The sequence below is a fragment of the Streptomyces sp. IBSNAI002 genome (genome assembly GCF_052244475.1).
Taxonomy (GTDB): Bacteria; Actinomycetota; Actinomycetes; order Streptomycetales; family Streptomycetaceae; genus Streptomyces.
Window position 1 is genome coordinate 870,796 of record NZ_JBQPXG010000002.1, and the last position, 18,487, is coordinate 889,282.

Annotated in this window: 13 protein-coding genes; 6 read left to right on the plus strand and 7 right to left on the minus strand. The window is 73.0% G+C overall.

What is annotated here, in order from left to right; translation table 11 throughout:
- Positions 1 to 84: 84 nt before the first annotated feature.
- The 4 genes from ACTVZO_RS04280 to ACTVZO_RS04295 all read right to left on the minus strand — a co-directional run bounded on the left by ACTVZO_RS04280 (position 85) and on the right by ACTVZO_RS04295 (position 4,430).
- Positions 85 to 1,260, minus strand: coding sequence for a thiolase domain-containing protein (locus ACTVZO_RS04280; protein WP_443297062.1), 1,176 nt, complete (start codon positions 1,258 to 1,260; stop codon positions 85 to 87).
- Positions 1,257 to 2,366: a thiolase domain-containing protein gene (locus tag ACTVZO_RS04285; RefSeq protein ID WP_443297063.1), complete on the minus strand. Its 1,110-nt coding sequence runs from the start codon at positions 2,364 to 2,366 to the stop codon at positions 1,257 to 1,259. The genes ACTVZO_RS04280 and ACTVZO_RS04285 overlap by 4 nt, the downstream gene beginning before the upstream one ends.
- Positions 2,366 to 3,388 carry a Zn-ribbon domain-containing OB-fold protein gene (locus ACTVZO_RS04290; protein ID WP_443297064.1) on the minus strand — a complete coding sequence of 341 codons (1,023 nt, stop codon included), beginning with the start codon at positions 3,386 to 3,388 and terminating at the stop codon, positions 2,366 to 2,368. Before ACTVZO_RS04290 ends, ACTVZO_RS04285 begins: the two co-directional genes overlap by 1 nt.
- Positions 3,389 to 3,629: 241 nt before the next feature.
- Positions 3,630 to 4,430: a crotonase/enoyl-CoA hydratase family protein gene (locus ACTVZO_RS04295; RefSeq protein ID WP_443297065.1), complete on the minus strand. Its 801-nt coding sequence runs from the start codon at positions 4,428 to 4,430 to the stop codon at positions 3,630 to 3,632.
- Between the two features lie 175 nt (positions 4,431 to 4,605).
- Here ACTVZO_RS04295 and ACTVZO_RS04300 point away from each other — a divergent pair, with 175 nt between their 5' ends.
- From ACTVZO_RS04300 to ACTVZO_RS04315, 4 genes are all read left to right on the plus strand, one after another.
- Positions 4,606 to 6,237 (plus strand): acyl-CoA synthetase, encoded by a 1,632-nt coding sequence (locus ACTVZO_RS04300; protein WP_443297066.1) that lies wholly within the window; start codon positions 4,606 to 4,608, stop codon positions 6,235 to 6,237.
- A gap of 144 nt (positions 6,238 to 6,381) precedes the next feature.
- The gene (gene paaK / locus ACTVZO_RS04305; protein ID WP_443297067.1) at positions 6,382 to 7,713 is read left to right on the plus strand and encodes a phenylacetate--CoA ligase PaaK; all 1,332 of its coding nucleotides are present in this window, start codon (positions 6,382 to 6,384) and stop codon (positions 7,711 to 7,713) included.
- Positions 7,714 to 7,862: 149 nt separating this feature from the next.
- A complete protein-coding gene (locus ACTVZO_RS04310) occupies positions 7,863 to 8,648 on the plus strand; it encodes a YhjD/YihY/BrkB family envelope integrity protein (RefSeq protein ID WP_443303042.1) in 786 nt (261 codons plus the stop codon).
- Positions 8,649 to 8,796: 148 nt separating this feature from the next.
- Positions 8,797 to 11,235 carry a penicillin acylase family protein gene (locus ACTVZO_RS04315; protein WP_443297068.1) on the plus strand — a complete coding sequence of 813 codons (2,439 nt, stop codon included), beginning with the start codon at positions 8,797 to 8,799 and terminating at the stop codon, positions 11,233 to 11,235.
- Positions 11,236 to 11,265: 30 nt separating this feature from the next.
- Here the strand turns inward: ACTVZO_RS04315 and ACTVZO_RS04320 are convergent, their stop codons facing one another.
- Positions 11,266 to 12,528, minus strand: coding sequence for a calcium:proton antiporter (locus ACTVZO_RS04320; RefSeq protein ID WP_443297069.1), 1,263 nt, complete (start codon positions 12,526 to 12,528; stop codon positions 11,266 to 11,268).
- Positions 12,529 to 12,811: 283 nt separating this feature from the next.
- Here ACTVZO_RS04320 and ACTVZO_RS04325 point away from each other — a divergent pair, with 283 nt between their 5' ends.
- Positions 12,812 to 13,543: a hypothetical protein gene (locus tag ACTVZO_RS04325; RefSeq protein ID WP_443297070.1), complete on the plus strand. Its 732-nt coding sequence runs from the start codon at positions 12,812 to 12,814 to the stop codon at positions 13,541 to 13,543.
- Between the two features lie 72 nt (positions 13,544 to 13,615).
- On the opposite strand, the gene ACTVZO_RS04330 is transcribed toward ACTVZO_RS04325, so the two are convergent.
- Entirely contained in the window at positions 13,616 to 15,169 is a 1,554-nt protein-coding gene (locus ACTVZO_RS04330) for an acyl-CoA synthetase (RefSeq protein ID WP_443297071.1), read from the minus strand.
- Between the two features lie 5 nt (positions 15,170 to 15,174).
- Positions 15,175 to 16,290 (minus strand): NAD(P)H-dependent flavin oxidoreductase, encoded by a 1,116-nt coding sequence (locus ACTVZO_RS04335; RefSeq protein WP_443297072.1) that lies wholly within the window; start codon positions 16,288 to 16,290, stop codon positions 15,175 to 15,177.
- Positions 16,291 to 16,580: 290 nt separating this feature from the next.
- Here ACTVZO_RS04335 and ACTVZO_RS04340 point away from each other — a divergent pair, with 290 nt between their 5' ends.
- Positions 16,581 to 18,449, plus strand: coding sequence for a serine hydrolase (locus tag ACTVZO_RS04340; protein ID WP_443297073.1), 1,869 nt, complete (start codon positions 16,581 to 16,583; stop codon positions 18,447 to 18,449).
- Positions 18,450 to 18,487 lie beyond the last annotated feature (38 nt).

Below are 18,487 nucleotides of genomic sequence, written 5' to 3' on the forward strand. Positions count from 1 at the left end.
AGGTTAACCACCGCAGCGGGTGCCGCACAGGCCACGGTGAGTCACCCGTGACCGGTCCGGCACTCCGCGCGCGGTCCGTTGCGTTCAGGAGGCCGGCGGTTCGGCCCCCACGAGCCACATCGCGAAGAACTGCGCCCCGCCGCCGTACGCGTGCCCCACGGCCCGGCGGGCTCCCGGGACCTGGTGTTCCCCGGCCCGGCCGCGGACCTGGAGGGCCGCCTCCGCGAAGCGGATCATGCCGGAGGCGCCGATCGGGTTCGTGGACAGGACCCCGCCCGAGGGATTGACCGGAAGGTCCCCGTCGAGTTCGGTGACCCCGGCCTCGGTGAGCTTCCAGCCCTCGCCCTCGTCCGCGAATCCGAGGTTCTCCAGCCACATCGGCTCGTACCAGGAGAACGGCACGTACATCTCCACCGCGTCGACCTCCCGGCGCGGGTCGGTGATCCCGGCCTGCCGGTAGACGTCGGCCGCGCAGTCCTTGCCGGCCTGCGGGGAGACGAAGTCCTTGCCCGCGAACAGGGTGGGCTCGCTGCGCATGGCCCCGCCGTGCACCCAGGCCGCGGGGTGCGGGGCGCGGGCCGCTCCCGCCCGGTCGGTGAGGACCATCGCGCAGGCGCCGTCCGAGGAGGGGCAGGTCTCGGAGTACCGGATCGGGTCCCACAGCATGGGCGAGGCCTGGACCTTCTCCAGGGTGATGTCGTGCTCGTGCAGGTGCGCGTACGGGTTCTTCAGCGCGTTGCGCCGGTCCTTGTACGCGACCAGCGAACCCACCGTGTCCGGGGCGCCGGTGCGCCGCATGTAGGCGCGTACGTGCGGGGCGAAGAAGCCGCCCGCGCCCGCCAGCAGCGGCTGCTGGAAGGGAACCGGCAGCGAGAGCCCCCACATGGCGTTCGACTCCGACTGCTTCTCGAAGGCGAGGGTGAGGACGGTGCGGTGGACGCGCGCCGCGACCAGGTTGGCGGCGACGAGCGCGGTGGACCCGCCGACCGAACCGGCCGTGTGCACGCGCAGCATCGGCTTGCCGACCGCGCCGAGCGCGTCCGCCAGGTACAGCTCCGGCATCATCACGCCCTCGAAGAAGTCGGGGGCCTTGCCGATGACGACCGCGTCGATGTCCGCCCAGGTCAGTTCGGCGTCCGCGAGGGCGCGCGCCGCGGCCTCGCGGACCAGCCCGGCGATGGAGACGTCGTGCCGGGCGGCGACGTGCTTGGTCTGGCCGATCCCGACGACGGCGACCGGCTCCTTGCCCGAGGTGCTCATACGGGGTCCCCTTCCAGGACGGCGACCAGGTTCTGCTGGAGGCAGGGGCCGGAGGTGGCGTGGGCGACGGCCCGGTCGGACTCGCCGCGGTGGATCCGGGCGGCGGCCTCGCCGATCCGGATGAGGCCGGCGGCCATGACCGGGTTCGCGGCGAGCGCTCCGCCGGACGGGTTCACGGCGACGGCGTCGCCCGGGCCGCCGCCGTCGCCGGGGCTGTCGCCGTCGCCGGGGCCGATCCCGAGGGCCTTGCGGAGCACGACCTCCTGCGAGGAGAACGGCGCGTGCAGTTCCGCCGTGTCCACCGGCGCGTCGAACACGCCGGCGCGCTCGGCCGCGAGCCGGGTGGACGGGGAGTCGGTGAGGTCGCGCAGGCCCAGGGAGTGGGCCTCGATGCGGTGGTCGATGCCGGTGATCCAGGCGGGGCGCTCGCACAGCCTGCGGGCGGTGTCCCCGGCCGCGAGGATCACGGCCGCCGCGCCGTCGCCGATGGGCGGGCAGTCCCCGGTGCGCAGCGGCCTGACCTGGTAGTCGCCCTGGGGCACGGCGCCGCTGAGTTGGGCGTGCGGGTTGGCCTCGGCGGACGCGCGGCTCCGGGCGCCGATCGCGGCCAGCGCGGCCTCGTCCGTCTCGCCCGCGTCGATCAGGGCCTGGGCCTGGAGGGCGGCGAGTGCGACCGAGTCGGGCCAGAGCGGGGCGAGGTAGTAGGGGTCGAGCTGGCGCGTGAGCACCTCGCGCAGCGGACCGGGCGAGGACTTCCCGTACGAGTAGACGAGCGCGGTGTCGGCCTCGCCGGTCTGGATCTTGACCCAGGCCTCGTACAGGGCCCAGGCTCCGTCCATCTCGACGTGCGATTCGGAGATCGGCGGCCAGGCCCCGACCCCGTCGAGGGTCATGGTGAAGGAGAAGGCCCGCCCGGCCAGGTAGTCGCTGGAGCCGGAGCAGGTGAAGCCGATCTCGCCGGCCTTCAGTCCGGTCTGCGCCAGGACCTGGTGCAGGACCGGCATGACCATCTCGACTTCGCTGAGTTCGTCGGTACGGCGCAGGTGGTCGCTCTGCGCGAAGGCGACGACGGCCACGTCGCGTGCGTGCCTGCTCGTCCTGGGCATCAGATGAGCTCCTTGTACGCGTCGTAGTCGGCGTCCGGCTCGCCGGTGGGGCGGTAGTGGTCGGGGTAGCGGCCGCCTTCGGTCCACACGGGTTCGACGCGCAGGCCCATGCGGACCTCGTCGTACGGGATCCCGCCGATCCGGCCGTGGAGCGCGAGGCCGGCGCCGTCGAGGGCGATGTGGGCGTAGACGTAGGGGACCTCGATGTCGAGGTTCCGCGCCTTGATGTTGACGATGCAGTAGGTGGTGACGGTGCCGGCCGGACCGACCTCGACCCGGTCGGTGGTGGCGACCCCGCAGGTGGGGCAGGCGCCGCGCGGCGGGACGTACACCTTGTGGCAGGAGGGGCAGCGCTCGCCGACGGTCTTGCGCTGGGAGAGGCCGTCGATGTAGGCGGTCTGGGCGCGGCCCGGGCTGTACGTGTAGTCCAGGCGGGCTTCGGCGACGATGCCGGTGACGGGCTCCGCGAACACCCCGTCGTGCGGGGCGGCGCGGCCTGTGCCGGTACCGGTGCCTGCGCCGGTGCCCGCGTCGGCGTCGGCGTCGGCGTCGGCGTCGGCGTCGGCGTCGGCATGGGGCTCGAAGCAGGCGATGTCGGTGATCGCCCCGGACCGCTCGGCCGCCCACCGCACGCGCACCCGCATGCCGGTGCGCACGGCGTCGGGGCCGGGGGCGTCGAGGGCGTGGAGCAGGGCGGTGTCGGCGCCGTCGAGCTTGACGAGCACCCAGGCGAAGGGGGTGTCCAGGGGCTGGTTCGGCCGGGGCCGGTCGTTCCAGGCCCAGGTGGTGACGGTGCCGGTGGCGCCGACCTCGACGAGTTCGCGGATCTCCTCGGCGGTGCGGGGGTCGTACTCGACGGGCGGCACCATCACCGTCCCGTCGGAGGTCTTCACCCCGAGCAGGACCCCTTCGCGCAGTCCGGTGAGGAACGCGGACTGCACGGGTCCGAGGGACCGCGTGAAGGGGAACTCGACGACGAGCGGAGCCCGAAGCACCTCGGGCGGGGACGCGGGGGCTGTCACGACAGACTCCAATTGACCTAGGGGCGGGTCCGTTTCCGGCCCACCGACTCACGAACCAAGAACCGGCCCCGGCCGGTCCGAACTCCAGCCCCGCCTGGGGGTACCTCCCAGCGGTGGCCGGGGGAGTTTGAGGCGCGGGGTCCAGTGCGGCGCCCCCGGCAGCGGCGCCGCACCGGACACACCCGCGAAGCCGACGCCGCACAGGGCGATCCCCCGGGGCCCGGCCCCGGGGCCGGGGAAGCTACTCCCGGCGGTACACCGCGGGCCGCTTCTCCGCGAAGGCCCGCGCCCCCTCCTTCGCATCGGCGGTATCGAAGATCGGCCACCCCCGCAGCAACTCGGATGCCAGGCCCTCCGACTCCGTCAGCCCGGCGGTCTCGTAGACCGAGGCCTTCACGGCCTCCACGGCCAACGGCCCGCACTCGTTGATCCGCTCCGCGATCTCCAGCGCGGCGGCCAGCGCCGTACCCTCCGGCACCACGCTTCCCACCAGCCCGATCCGCGCCGCCTCTTCGGCGGAGTACGGCCGCCCGGTCAGCAGCATCTCCAGGGCGTGCGTCCGCGGGATCTGCCGCGGCAGCCGCACCGTCGAGCCGCCGATCGGGAACAGCCCCCGCCTGACCTCGAACAGCCCGAAAGTCGCCCCCGCACCGGCGACCCTGATGTCCGTGCCCTGGAGGATCTCGGTGCCGCCGGCCACGCAGTACCCCTCCACCGCGGCGATGACCGGCTTGCGCGGCCGGTGGTGGCGGAGCATCGCCTTCCAGTGCAGGTCCGGGTCGGCCTTGAGCCGGTCCCGGTACTGGTCGCCCGCCATGCCCTTGCCGGCCAGTGCCTTGAGATCCATGCCGGCGCAGAAGTCACCGCCCGCGCCGGTCAGCACCACGGAGCGGATCGTGTCGTCGGCGTCCGCCTCCAGCCATCCGTCGTACAGCCCCACCAGCAGCGGCAGCGAGAGCGCGTTCTTCGCCTCGGGCCTGTTCATGGTGAGCACCAGCGTGGCGCCGTGGCGTTCCACGGTCAGGTGTTCCGTCCCACCCATTGCCGTCCTCCCGTCTCAAGACCTAGAACAGGTTGCAGTAGGTGGGGGTGCAGTTCAATAGTTTTCTGACACACAGTCAGTTTTCTTGGACGACTCCCTTCCCACTTGCGGTCGGCGGGGCTCTAATGACCGCCGGAGCAGACCAGCCATGGACATTCCAGGGTCAGGAGGAACGGTGGAGTACAACCTTGCCGACCTGTTCGAGTCGGTCGTGGACGTGGTCCCGGACCGCGAGGCCCTCGTGTACGTGGACCACCCCGGGACCGGCGCCGAGCGCCGCCTCACGTACGCGGAGCTGGACTCGGCGGCGAACCGGATCGCGCACCACCTGCTGGACAGCGGGCTGAAGCCCGGCGAACACCTGGGCCTGCACCTCTACAACGGGATCGAGTACCTGCAGACCGTACTGGCCTGCCTCAAGGCCCGGCTGGTTCCGGTGAACGTGAACTACCGGTACGTCGAGGAGGAGCTGGTCTACCTCTACAACGACGCCGACCTCGCCGCGCTGGTCTACGAGGGCGAGTTCACCGAGCGGGTCGCGGCCGCGCTGCCGCAGACGACGAGGCTCCGCCACCTGATCCGCGTCGGCACGGCCCCCGAAGGAGCCCCCGAGCCCGCGATCGCGCCGGTGGCGTACCCGGACGCCGAGGCGGCCGGGTCACCCGAGCGCGGTTTCCCGCCCCGCAGCCCCGACGACCTGTTCATCATCTACACCGGCGGCACGACCGGTATGCCCAAGGGCGTCATGTGGCGCGCCGAGGACCTCTTCTTCGCCGGGCTGTTCGGCGGCGAGCCGACGGGCGAACCGGTGAAGCGGCCCGAGGAACTGGCCGAGCGGGTCGCCGCGCGCGGCGCCGGCCTGACCTTCTTCCCGGCCCCTCCCCTGATGCACGGCACGTCCACGCTCACGTCGTTCATCGCCTTCAACTACGGGCAGAGGGTGGTCATCCACCGCAAGTACGCGCCGGAGGAGGTGCTCCGGACGATCGAGAAGGAGAAGGTCTCCAGCGTGTCGCTGGTGGGCGACGCCATGCTGCGGCCCCTGATCGACGCCCTGAACGGCCCCCTGAAGGGCACCGATCTGTCCTCCCTCTTCAGCGTCTCCTCATCCGGCGCGATCATGTCGGAGACGGTGCGCGCCGAATTCCAGCGGCTCGTGCCGAACGTGCTGCTGCTGAACAACTTCGGCTCCTCGGAGTCGGGTTCCAACGGGCGGGCGACCGACGACTCCGGCCCGGAGAAGGGCTTCCGCCTCGAGGTCAACGACCGTACGCAGGTGGTGGACCCGGTGACGCACGAACCGGTCGCCGTGGGCGAACCGGGACGCCTCGCCCAGCGCGGGCACGTCCCGCTCGGCTACTACAACGACCCGGCCAAGACCGCCGAGACCTTCTTCCAGAAGGGCGCGGAGCGCTGGGTGCTGCTCGGGGACATGGCCACGGTCGACGAGCAGGGCATCGTCACCGTGCTCGGGCGCGGCTCGCAGTGCATCAACACGGGCGGCGAGAAGGTCTATCCGGAGGAGGTCGAGCAGGCGCTGAAGTCCCACCCGGACGTGTACGACGCCCTGGTCGCGGGCGTCCCGGACCCGACGTGGGGCAGCCACGTGGCGGCGGTGGTCCAGATCCGCCCGGGCGCACCGGAGCCGACGCTGGACGACATCCAGACCCACTGCCGCACCCGGCTGGCGGGCTACAAGATCCCCCGCCAGCTGGTCATCGCCCCCGCCATCCAGCGCTCCCCCAGCGGCAAGGCGGACTACCGCTGGGCCAAATCCGTGGCCACGGCGGCCGACACCACCCCGTAGCCCCCGCCCCGACCCAGCCCCGCCGGGAGGGACCGGCGGGGCCGTCACATCAGACGATCACTCGTTCGAGTCATTGCCTTACCCTGCGAGGTGCTGGCAATCTACCGAATGATCGGTCGGGTGACTCAGGACGGGGTGGCGACAATGGCGGCGAACGAGGACCGGGACCTCCACGGCGCGGACGAAGGCGAGCGCCTCCGCGGCGACGAGCTGGCAGCCCTCCAGCTGTCGCGGCTGCGCGCGACCCTGCACCGCGTCTACGACCGGGTGCCCTTCTACCGGCAGGCCTTCGACAAGGCCGGAGTGCACCCCGACGACTGCCGCACCCTCGCGGACCTCGCCCGGTTCCCCTTCACCACCAAGACCGACCTCCGCGACCAGTACCCCTTCGGCATGTTCGCCGTGCCGCGCTCCGAGGTGCGCCGGATCCACGCGTCCAGCGGCACCACCGGGCGCCCCACGGTCGTCGGGTACACCGAGCGGGATCTGTCGACGTGGGCGGACGTCGTGGCCCGGTCCATACGCGCCGCCGGCGGCAGACCGGGGCAGGTCGTCCACATCGCCTATGGGTACGGACTGTTCACGGGCGGCCTCGGCGCGCACTACGGGGCCGAGCGCCTGGGCTGTACGGTCGTGCCCGCCTCGGGCGGGATGACCGACCGCCAGGTGCGCCTGATCCAGGACTTCCGGCCCGAGGTCATCATGGTGACCCCCTCGTACATGCTGACCCTGCTGGACGAGATGGAGCGTCAGGGGATCGATCCCCGCTCGACCTCGCTGCGTACGGGCATCTTCGGCGCCGAGCCGTGGACCGAGGAGATGCGCCGGGAGATCGAGGACCGGCTCGGGATCGACGCGGTGGACATCTACGGCCTGTCCGAGGTGATGGGGCCGGGCGTGGCGCAGGAGTTCGCGTCGGGCAAGGACGGGCTCCACATCTGGGAGGACCACTTCTACCCGGAAGTGGTCGATCCGCTGACGGGCGAGGTGCTGCCGGACGGCGAGCCGGGCGAGCTGGTGTTCACCTCCCTCACCAAGGAGGCCATGCCCGTGATCCGCTACCGCACCCGGGATCTGACGCGGCTGCTGCCCGGCACGGCCCGGCCGGCCTTCCGCCGGATGGAGAAGATCACGGGCCGCAGCGACGACATGATCATCCTGCGCGGGGTGAACATGTACCCCACCCAGATCGAGGAGATCCTGCTGCGGACGGACGGTCTGGCTCCGCACTTCCAGCTGCGGCTGACGAAGGAGGGCCGGATGGACGCCCTGACCGTGCGGGTGGAGGCGCGGCGGGGAGCGGACGGCGCCCGGCGGGAGGCCGCGGCCGCCGCCGTGGTCCGGGCCGTCAAGGAGGGCATCGGGGTCTCCGTCCGGGTCGAGGTGGTCGAGCCGGAGACCCTGGAGCGCTCGGTGGGCAAGATCAAGCGACTGGTGGACCTCCGGAACACGCCACAGGAGGGCCGCAACGGCTGAAACCACCCCTTCGGGCCCAATTCGGGGCGGCGCCCGGGAGCCGTCGGAGCCGCCCGGGTAGTGCATACGGCGTGAACTCGTTCTTGCGGCAGCTCTACGACCGGCTCCAGGGCTCCCTCGCGGGGCTGGCCTGGAGCCGCGGCCGGGAAATGGAGCTGATGCACCGGGCAATGGGTTTCGCGGCCCTCGGGTTCCTCACGCTGGTGCCGCTGCTGGTGGTCGTGGCGGCCGCCGCCCCCGGCAGCGGCTCCGGCTTCGGCCGGTGGCTCGGCCAGGCCCTCGGGGTGACGGAGTCCTCGCGCTCACGCGTCGAGATGCTGTTCGGCGCGGCGGACCTGGCGCTGGAACGGACCACGGCCTTCGGTCTGGCGGCCCTGGCCGTCTTCGGCCTGACCTTCGGCTCCGCCGTGCAGACCGGCTACGAGAAGGTCTGGGACGTGCCGACCGCCCGCTGGCACACCATGTGGCGGCACGTCGTCTGGCTCGCCCTGCTGGTCTGCTATCTGGCGCTGCTCGTCGGGATCCCGGCCCCGTCGAACGACGTCGTGGGCACGATCCTGGGCACGGCGGGCGACCTGCTCGGCACCTGCCTGTTCTTCATCGCCTCCCAGCGGCTGCTGCTCGGCGGCCGGGTCCGCTGGCGGGCGCTGGTGCCCGGGGCGGTGGCCACGAGCATCGGGCTGCTGGGGCTGCGCGTCTTCTCGCAGCTGGTGTTCTCCCCGCTGATCGCCTCCAACGCGGTGACCTACGGCCCGTTCGGCACCCTGCTGGTCGTTCAGTCCTGGCTGGTCGGCGTCGGGTTCGTGGTCTACGGCGGCGCCCTCGTCGGCCGCCTCGCCCACGAGCACCTCACGCTCCGCCGCCTCGAGCGGCGTGGCCACCTCCCCGCGGAAGACCCCCCTCCGCCCGCCCCCCGGGACCCGGCAGGGAGCTGACGCGGCGGAGCCGGCGGAGCCGGGGCCGGCTCGGATACCAAACGGGATGTTGACAGACCTTCATGCAGCCTGCATGAGTGTGGGGGCACGGACGCACCGCCCGCCACACGGGCAACCTCGCTCATCCGCAGGCTACTTGGGAGGTAAGTTGCTCCGCACCCGCCCGCTACTCCGCCGCGTCGCCCTCACCGGCGCCGCGCTGCTCGCCACGACGGCCGCGATACCGCAGGCCGCCGCGGCCGCCGGGGACACAGGTCCGTCCGGCGGAGGTCTGTCCGCCGTGATCCGCTACACGGAGAACGGCATCCCGCACATACTCGCCCGCGACTACGCGCACCTCGGCTTCGGCACCGGCTGGGCCCAGGCCGCCGACCAGGTGTGCGTACTCGCCGACGGGTTCGTCACCGTCGCCGGAGAGCGCTCGCGCTGGTTCGGCCCCGAGGCCGCGCCCGACGGCTCCCTGTCCTCCGCCACCCGCAACCTCACCAGCGACCTGTACTTCAAGGGCGTACGAGAGGCCGGCACGGTCGAGAAGCTGCTGGCCACCCCCGCCCCGGCCGGCCCCGGCAAGGACCTGCGGGAGCTGATGCGCGGCTGGGCCGCCGGATACAACGCGTGGCTGGCCCAGAACAAGATCACCGACCCCGCCTGCAAGGGCGCGGGCTGGGTCCGCCCGGTCACCGCCACCGACGTGGCCGCCCGCGGGTTCGCGGTCTCGGTCCTCGGCGGCCAGGGCCGCGGGATCGACGGCATCACGGCCGCCCAGCCGCCCGCGGCCGGCCCGGCCGGCGCGGAGGCCCGTACGGCGGCGCCGCAGGAGACCGATCCGGCGGCCGCGGCCGAGGCGGCGCGGGAGTTCTTCGACACCACCCGCTACGACATGGGTTCCAACGCGGTCGCCTTCGCCGGTTCCACCACGGCGAACGGCAGCGGCCTGCTGCTGGGCAACCCGCACTACCCCTGGCAGGGCGGGCGCCGCTTCTGGCAGTCGCAGCAGACCATCCCGGGGGAGCTGAACGTCTCGGGCGGCTCCCTGCTCGGCACTGCCGTGGTCAACATCGGCTTCAACGAGAAGGTGGCCTGGAGCCACACCGTGGCCACCGGCACACCCGTCAGCCTGCACCAGCTCACCCTCGACCCGGTCGACCCGACCGCCTACCTGGTGGACGGGGTGCCGGAGAAGATGACCGGGCGGACCGTCACCGTCCCGGTGGCGGGCGGCGATCCGGTGACCCGCACCCAGTGGTGGACCCGCTACGGACCGGTCGTCTCGAACCTCGGCCCGGGCCTGCCGCTGCCCTGGACGGCCGGTACGGCGTACGCGCTGAACGACCCCAACGCGGCGAACCTGCGGGGCTCCGACACCGCGCTCGCCATGGGCAAGGCCCGCTCGGTGGGCGGGATCCAGGACGCCCTGCGGCGCACCCAGGGCCTGCCCTGGGTCAACACCGTCGCGGCCGACTCGGCGGGCGGCACCCTGTTCACCCAGTCCCAGGTCCTCCCCCGGATCACCGACGAGCTCGCGGCCCGCTGCTCCACCCCGCTGGGCCGGGCCACCTACCCGGCCTCCGGGCTGGCGGTCCTCGACGGGGCGCGCGGCGACTGCGCGCTCGGCTCGGACCCGGACGCCGTACAGCCCGGGGTGTTCGGGCCGGGGAAGGCGCCGACGCTGCGCGACGCCCCGTACGCCGAGAACTCCAACGACAGCGCCTGGCTGGCCAACGCCGAGCGCCCGCTGACCGGCTACGAGCGGATCTGGGGCAACGTGGCCACTCCGCGCTCGCTGCGCACCCGCGGCGCGATCGAGGACGTCGCGGGGATGGCGGCGAAGGGCCGGCTGACCGTGGCCGACCTGCAGAAGCAGCAGTTCGCCAACCGGGCGCCGGCCGGTGACCTGGCGGCGGCCGACGCCGCGAAGGCCTGCGCCGCGCTGCCCGGCGGTAAGGCGACGGCGAGCGACGGCGCGACCGTGGACGTGTCCGCGGCCTGCGCGGTGCTGGCGGGCTGGGACCGTACGGCGGACAGCGGCAGCCGCGGCGCGCTGCTCTTCGACCGGTTCTGGCGCAGGCTGACGGCGACGACCCCGGCCAAGGACCTGTGGCTGGTGCCGTTCTCGGCGACCGATCCGGTCCGCACCCCCCGTACGCTCAACCAGGCGGCTCCCGGCATCGGGCGGGCGCTCGCGGACGCCGTGGCGGATCTGAAGGCGGCGGGGAGCGCGCTGGACGCTCCGCTGGGCGAGCACCAGTTCGTGGTCCGCGGCGGCACGAGGCTGCCGGTGGGGGGAGGCACGGAGGCGCTCGGCGTCTGGAACAAGATCGAGGCGCCATGGAACGCGGCGGCCGGCGGCTATCCGGAGGTGCTGCACGGCTCCAGCCACGTCCAGGCGGTCGGCTGGAACGGCGGCCACTGCCCGGTGGCGCGCACCCTGCTGACGTACAGCCAGTCGGCGAACCCGAACTCGCCGTACTACGCCGACCAGACCCGGATGTTCTCGCAGGAGCGCTGGGTGACCTCCCGGTTCTGCGAGCGGGACATCCTCACCTCGCCGAAGCTGAAGGTGGTGTGGCCGCGCGAGCGGAGGTGAGCCCGGACGGCCCCTTCCTGGCCGCGGCCCTCACGGGCTGACGGCCAGGAAGAGGTACGCGGCCAGCAGGACCAGGTGGACCCCGCCCTGGAGCAGGGTCGCGCGGCCGGGCGCGATGGTGAGGGCGCTGACCACGACGGTCAGGGCGAGGAGCACCATGTGGATGGGGCCGAGGCCCAGCATGAGCGGGCCGGAGAGCCAGACCGAGGCCAGCGCGATGGCCGGGATGGTCAGGCCGATGCTGGCGATGGCGGAGCCGTAGCCCAGGTTGAGGCTGGTCTGGACGCGGTCGCGGCGTGCCGCGCGGACGGCGGCCAGCGTCTCGGGCGCCAGGACGAGCAGCGCGATGATCACACCGACGACGGCGTTCGGCAGACCGGCCTTCGCGACGCCCTGCTCGATGGTCGGGGAGACGGCCTTGGCGTCGCCGACGACGGCGATGAGCGCGACGAGCAGCAGGCCGAGGCTGATCAGGGCAGCGCGGGCGGTGGGCGGTTCGGCGTGCTCGGCGTCCTCCGAGGGCGTGGCGGACGCGACCGATCCGGCCGGCGCGGCCTCCCCCGGGGACGCGGCCGGCGCCGCCTCCCCCGGGGGCACCGCCGGCCCGGCGACGCCGTCGGCATGGTGGTCGTGGGCGTGGTGGCCGTGGGCGTGGTGGCCGTGGGCGTGGTGGCCGCCCCGGCCGTGCGCGGTGTCCACGGGCAGGAAGTAGTCCCGGTGCCGGACCGTCTGGACGGCGACGAACAGCCCGTAGAGCGCGAGCGAGGCGACGGCCGCGAAGGTCAGCTGGGCGGTGGAGAACTCGGGACCGGGCTTGCTGGTGGTGAAGGTCGGCAGGACCAGGCTGAGGACGGCCAGGGTCGCGACGGTGGCCAGCGCGGCCCCGGAGCCCTCGGCGTTGAAGACGGCGACGCGGTTGCGCAGGGCGCCGACGAACAGGGACAGGCCCACGATGCCGTTGCAGGTGATCATGACGGCGGCGAAGACCGTGTCCCGGGCCAGCGAGGAGGTCTTGTCGCCGCCATCGGCCATCAGGGTGACGATGAGCGCCACTTCGATGACGGTGACGGCCACGGCGAGGACGAGGGAGCCGAAGGGTTCGCCGACGCGGTGGGCGACGACCTCGGCGTGGTGCACGGCCGCCAGCACCGCCCCCGCGAGGCAGAGGGAGACCAGGACGACCGCGAATCCGGGCAGGTCGCGTCCCCAGCTGAAGACGAGCGCGACGAGCGCCACCACGGGGACCACGACGGTCCAGTCGGTCAGGGGTGATCTGCGCGTTGCCGTACTCATATCAGCCAACTTGCCAGATCTATCCCTTCAGTGCGTCGTAACGCGCGCCCCGCAGGCTCTGACGTGGCCTTTCTCACGAGCTCTCCGGGACCGGCGGCGGCCCGGAGACCCCGTCGGCGGACGGCGGCGGCCGAGGTCCGACCTGAGATCGGCCGAAGAGCGGCTGGCCCCTGAGGACCGGTAGCAGATGGAATGCCGTCGATGCCGCCGATCGGGCGGTATGCGCTGTCGCCTCACCCCTCGGCGTCCACCGATGCCGGGGCCGACGACCAGGAGATCCGCTTTGCGCCGCACATCCCGCTTACGCACCGCCCTCCTCGCCCTGACCGCCGCGCTGGCCGCGGCCGCGACCGCCGCCGCACCGGCCGGAGCCGTGCCCGCCACCGGTTCGGCCGCCCCTGGCGCCGCCCCCGCCGCGGCGGCCGCCGTCGGACCGGTGAACGTCCACCTGACCGGTATCGGCGGTGGCCCGCAGAACATCGCGGCCGCCGCCGCCTACGACTCGCTGAGCCGGCAGGCCGCCGAGTTCGGCTTCTCCGGCTCGCAGTGCCGGGTCACCAACGGCCCCGTCTACCAGCAGGTCACGGCGGTCTACTGGCAGGCCATGATCAAGGCCACCTGTAGCGGCGAGCCCGCGGTGAGCGCGCCGACGCGCAGCCTCAACCGCTTGATCGGCCCGAACGGCGAGCACATCAGCACCGTCTGGAACGTGCCGCCGGGCTACACGGTCGAGGGCAGCCTCGGCCAGCTCTACACGAGCCCGCGCGAGGGCACGGTCCCGCTGTACCACTGCGTCGTCCGCAAGGACAACTTCCTCTCGGGCGACGTCAACTGCGAGGGCCAGACCTACGTCTCCCGGCTCGGCTGGTTCCACCCGGGCCAGCCCGCGGACGTGGGGACGCTGCCGCTGATGCGCTGCATGGTCGGCAAGCACCGCGAGTTCTTCGAGTCGAACACCACGAACTGCGAGGGCCAGGCCTCCGGAGGCCAGCTGGGCTGGATCTTCACGGGCTGACCCGGTGCGGGCCGGACGTACGGCACGGCCCGGGCGGTGCCGTACGCCCGGGCCCGGATCCGATCCGTCCCGTCACATCGCGCGCTCGTGGCCCTCCCAGTACGGGTCGCGCAGCCGGCGCTTGTACAGCTTGCCGTTCGGGTCGCGCGGCATCGTCTCGATGAAGTCGACCGTCTTGGGCCGCTTGTACCCGGCGAGCTGCCGTTCGCAGTGGTGCAGGATCTCGGCGGCCAGGGCGTCGCCCGCCACGAACCCCTCGGCCGGTTCGATGACCGCCTTGACCTCCTCGCCCCAGTCCGCGTGCGGGATGCCGAAGGCGGCGGCGTCGGCGACCGCCGGGTGGGTGAGCAGGGCCGACTCGATCTCGGCCGGGTAGATGTTCACCCCGCCCGAGATGATCATGTCGATCTTGCGGTCGCGGAGGAAGAGGTAGCCCTCCTCGTCCAGCAGCCCCAGGTCGCCGACGGTGAAGAAGTCGCCGATGCGGTTCTTCTTCGTCTTGCCCTCGTCCTTGTGGTAGCTGAAGCCGCCGGTGTTCATCTTGATGTAGACGGTGCCGAGTTCACCGGGGGGCAGCCGGTTGCCGTCGTCGTCGAAGACGGCGAGCTCGCTGATCGGCCAGGCCTTGCCGACGGTTCCCGGCTTCTTCAGCCAGTCCTCGGCGGTCGCGAAGGCGCCGCCGCCCTCGCTCGCCGCGTAGTACTCCTCCACGCACCGGCCCCACCAGTCGATCATCGCCCGCTTGACGTGGTCGGGGCAGGGGGCGGCGCCGTGGATGGCGTGCCGCATGGAGGAGACGTCGTACGCGTCCTTGGTCTCCTGCGGGAGGGCGAGCAGCCGGTGGAACTGGGTCGGGACCATGTGGGTGTGGGTGCAGGCGTGCCGGTCGATCAGGCGCAGCATCTCCCGCGGGGTCCACTTGTCCATGAGCACCAGCGGGTGCCCGATGTGCAGGGCCGCGCCCGCGAACTGCAGGACGGCCGTGTGGTAGAGCGGCGAGCAGACCAGGTGGACGTTGCCGTCGAAGGGCCGGATGCCGAAGATGCCGAGGAAGCCTCCGAGGTACGTCTCCTCCGGCAGCTTGCCCGGCAGCGGGCGGCGGATCCCGCGTGGGCGGCCGGTGGTGCCGGAGGTGTAGTTCATGACCCAGCCGAGGGTGCGCTCCCCGGGCACCGTCCCGGGCCGTCCGTCCAGGAGTTCCCCGTACGGGCGGAAGCCGGGGACCGTGCCGACGGCGTAGCGGTGGCTCGCGGGCAGGGCGGCCTCGTCGGCCGCGTCGGTGGCGGCGTCGGCGAAGCGCTCGTGGGCGATGAGGACCTTGGCGCCCGAGTCGGAGACGATCCAGGCGATCTCGGGGCCGACTAGGTGGTGGTTGACGGGGACGAGGTAGAACCCGGCCTGGGAGGCGGCCAGGTAGGCGGTGAGGAACTCGACGCCGTTGGGGAGGACGACGGCGAAGACGTCCCCCTTCTCCAGGCCGGCGGCGCGCAGGCCGTGGACGAGCCGGTTGACGTCGGCGTGCAGCCGGCCGGCGGTCCATTCCTCGCCTTCGGGGGTGACGAGGACGGTCCGCTCCGGGTCGGCGGCGGCCTGCGCCCAGAAGCCGTTGGGGGGCTGGTCGGTCACACTGATCACGCCTCTCGGACTCGGCCGGCGATGCGGTTGACACGGTCGATGGCTCGCTCGAAGCCCGCCGTCAGGTCGTCGAAGACGGCCTGGACGCTGCGCTCTTCGTTCATCCGGCCGACGATCTGGCCGACGGGGGTGCCGAGCAGCGGCTGGACCTCGTACTTCTGGATCCGGGAGACGGCCTCGGCGACGAGCAGGCCCTGCAGGGGCATGGGGAGCGCGCCAGGGCCCTCCGGGTCGTCCCAGGCGTCGGTCCACTCGGTGCGCAGCTGGCGGGCGGGTTTGCCGGTGAGGGCGCGGGAGCGGACGGTGTCGCCGGAGCCCGCGGCGAGCAGCTTCTCGGTGAGGGCGCGGGAGTGGAGGTCGGCCTCGGTGGTGGTGAGCCAGAGGGAGCCGAGCCAGGCGCCCTGGGCGCCGAGCGCGAGCCCGGCGGCGATCTGCTCTCCGCTGCCGATGCCGCCCGCGGCGAGGACCGGGAGCGGGGCGACGGCCTCGGCGATCTCGGGGACCAGGACCATGGTGGCGATGTCCCCGGTGTGGCCGCCGGCCTCGTAGCCCTGGGCGACCACGATGTCGATGCCGGCTTCGGCGTGGCGGCGGGCGTGTTTGGCGCTGCCGGCGAGGGCGGCGACGAGCACGCCGTGGTCGTGGGCGCGCGCGATGACGTCGGCGGGCGGGGAACCCAGGGCGTTCGCCAGGAGTTTGATGGGGTAGTCGAAGGCGACGTCGAGCTGGTTGCGGGCGACCTGCTCCATCCAGCCGGTGATCCGCCAGCCGGAGGCCTCGCCCTCGGCGAGCTCGGGCACGTGGTGCTTGGCGAGGGTGTCGCGGACGAACTGGCGGTGTCCGGCCGGGATCATCGCCTCGATGTCGGCTTCGCTGACGCCGTCGACGGCCTTCTTGGCGGGCATGACGACGTCGAGGCCGTAGGGCTTGCCGTCGGTGTGCGCCTGCATCCAGTCGAGGTCGCGTTTGAGGTCGTCGGGCGCGGTGTAGCGGACCGCGCCGAGTACGCCGAACCCGCCCGCCCGGGTGATGGCGGCGGCGACCGCCGGGAAGGGCGTGAAGCCGAAGATGGCGTGCTCGACTCCCAGTTTCTTGCTCAGCTCCGTCTCCATGGGCCGCAGGATGCCGCAGCCCGGCAGTCGAGGGAAGAGATTTTCTGATGCAGTGTCAGATTCTTTACGGGCCGGTCGGTGCGGAGGGTGGCCACCGGGCGGGCAGATACCCACTAACGTGCGGCGCGGCGGGAGCGACGCCCGCCTCCCGGTGGCGGCCCGGGAGTTCGGGCGCGGGTGTCCGGGGCGCGGGTGTCCGGGGCGCGGGTGTCCGGGGCGCGGGTGTCCGGGGCGGATCCCCGCGGAGCGGCGCGGCAGGCGGACTCGAACAGCGGACAGGAGGGCCGGGCATGGCGGCAGGTACGGGGGCCGACCGGGCGACGGACGAAGCGGAGCGGACCACGGGCGGGCGGGGTCACTCGTCCGGGGCGGCGCCCGGCCTGAGCCGGCGGCGGCTCGGCGCGCGGCTGCTCGCGCTCGGCGGGGTGCTCGTCCTGCACGCGGCGCTGCCCGGCAGCGCGGGCTCGGCGGCCGGCGGTCCGGCCGAGCGCCGCGCGCTCCAGGGCCTGCGCCTGCGGTACGGCTCCGCGCGCCAGGCCGGGCTGCTGGACCGGCACCTGGAAGGGGTGGCGGACGAGGCGCGCCGGTTCCTGGGCCCCTCCCCCGAACATCCCTACTACGCCGGAGCGGTGGTCCTGGCGGGCCGGGGCCGGACCATCGCCCTGCACCGCGCCATGGGCGACGCCGTGCGGTACGCGGACTACGACGGGCGCACCGACCGGGTGCGCGAGTTCCCGGCGGCCGAGCGGATCGCGATGGCCGAGGACACCGTCTTCGACCTGGCCTCCCTCACGAAGCTGTTCACCTCCATCCTGGCCGTGCAGCAGATGGAGCGGGGACGGCTGGAGCTTGAGGCTCCGGTGCGCCGGTACCTGCCGCTCTTCACCGGGGGCGGCAAGGAGGCGATCACGGTCCGCCAGCTGCTCACGCACACCTCGGGGCTGCGCTCGTGGGCGCCCTTCTACCGGGAGTCCACGCACGAGGGACGGCTGCGGCTGCTGTGGTCGGTGCAGCCGCAGGAGACCCCGGGGACCGTCTACCGGTACTCCGACCTCAACCTGATCACCCTCCAGCTGCTCCTGGAACGGATCACCGGCCGCTCTCTGGACGTGCTGCTCCACGACGAGATCACCGCTCCGCTCGGGATGCAGCGCACCCGGTACAACCCGCCGCGCTCCTGGCGCCGGGTCACGGCCGCCACCGAGGTGCAGCGCCCGCCCTGGTCCGGGCTGGACCGCGGGCTGGTGTGGGGCGAGGTGCACGACGAGAACGCGCACGCGCTGGGCGGGGTCGCGGGTCACGCGGGGGTCTTCGGCACGGCCTTCGACCTGGCCGTGCTCGCCCGGGCCCTCCTCGACGGCGGGGTGTACGCGGGCCGGCGGATCCTGCGCGCCGCCTCCGTCGAACTGCTCTTCACCGACTACAACACCTCCTTCCCCGGCGACGACCACGGTCTGGGCTTCGAGCTCTACCAGCACTGGTACATGGGGGCGATGGCGACACCGCACTCGGCCGGCCACACCGGTTTCACCGGCACCTCCCTCGTCCTCGACCCCTCCACCGACTCCTTCCTGATCCTGCTCGGCAACTCGGTGCACCCCGTCCGCACCTGGCGGGCCGGGAGTGCGCCCCGGGTCGCCGTCGGCAACCGCTTCGCCCGCGCCGTCCCGGTCCGCACCAGGCACGGCGGCCCGGCCTGGTTCTCCGGGACCACTCCCGGCGCATCGGGCACCCTGACCCTGCCGCCGCTCACCCCGGCGACGGCCAACGCCCGGCTGCGCTGCGCCGTCTGGTGGGACACCGTGCCCGGCGAGGGCGCCTTGCACCTGGAGGCCTCGCCCGACGGGGAGCACTGGGAGCCGCTGCCGTTCAGCACCCTGCGGTCCACCGGCGGCACCCCCGAAAACCGGCCCCGGGGCTCGGTGGGCGGCTGGTCCGGGCGGATCTGGCACCGGCTGGAGGCCCCCCTCACGGCAGCCTGGGCCGGCCGCGAGGTCCGGCTCCGCTTCCGTCACACCGCGACCGGGCGGTACGTGGGGCGCGGGGTCTACGTGGACCTCGTCCGGGTCGCGGAACCGGCCCGCCTCCTCTTCACCGAGGACCGCCCCGCAGACGCCGCCCGTCTCGAAGCCACCGGCTGGACCAGATCCTCGGACTAAGGGCTGTCCCGTAACTGCGGGAGCGTGAGGGCCAGCCC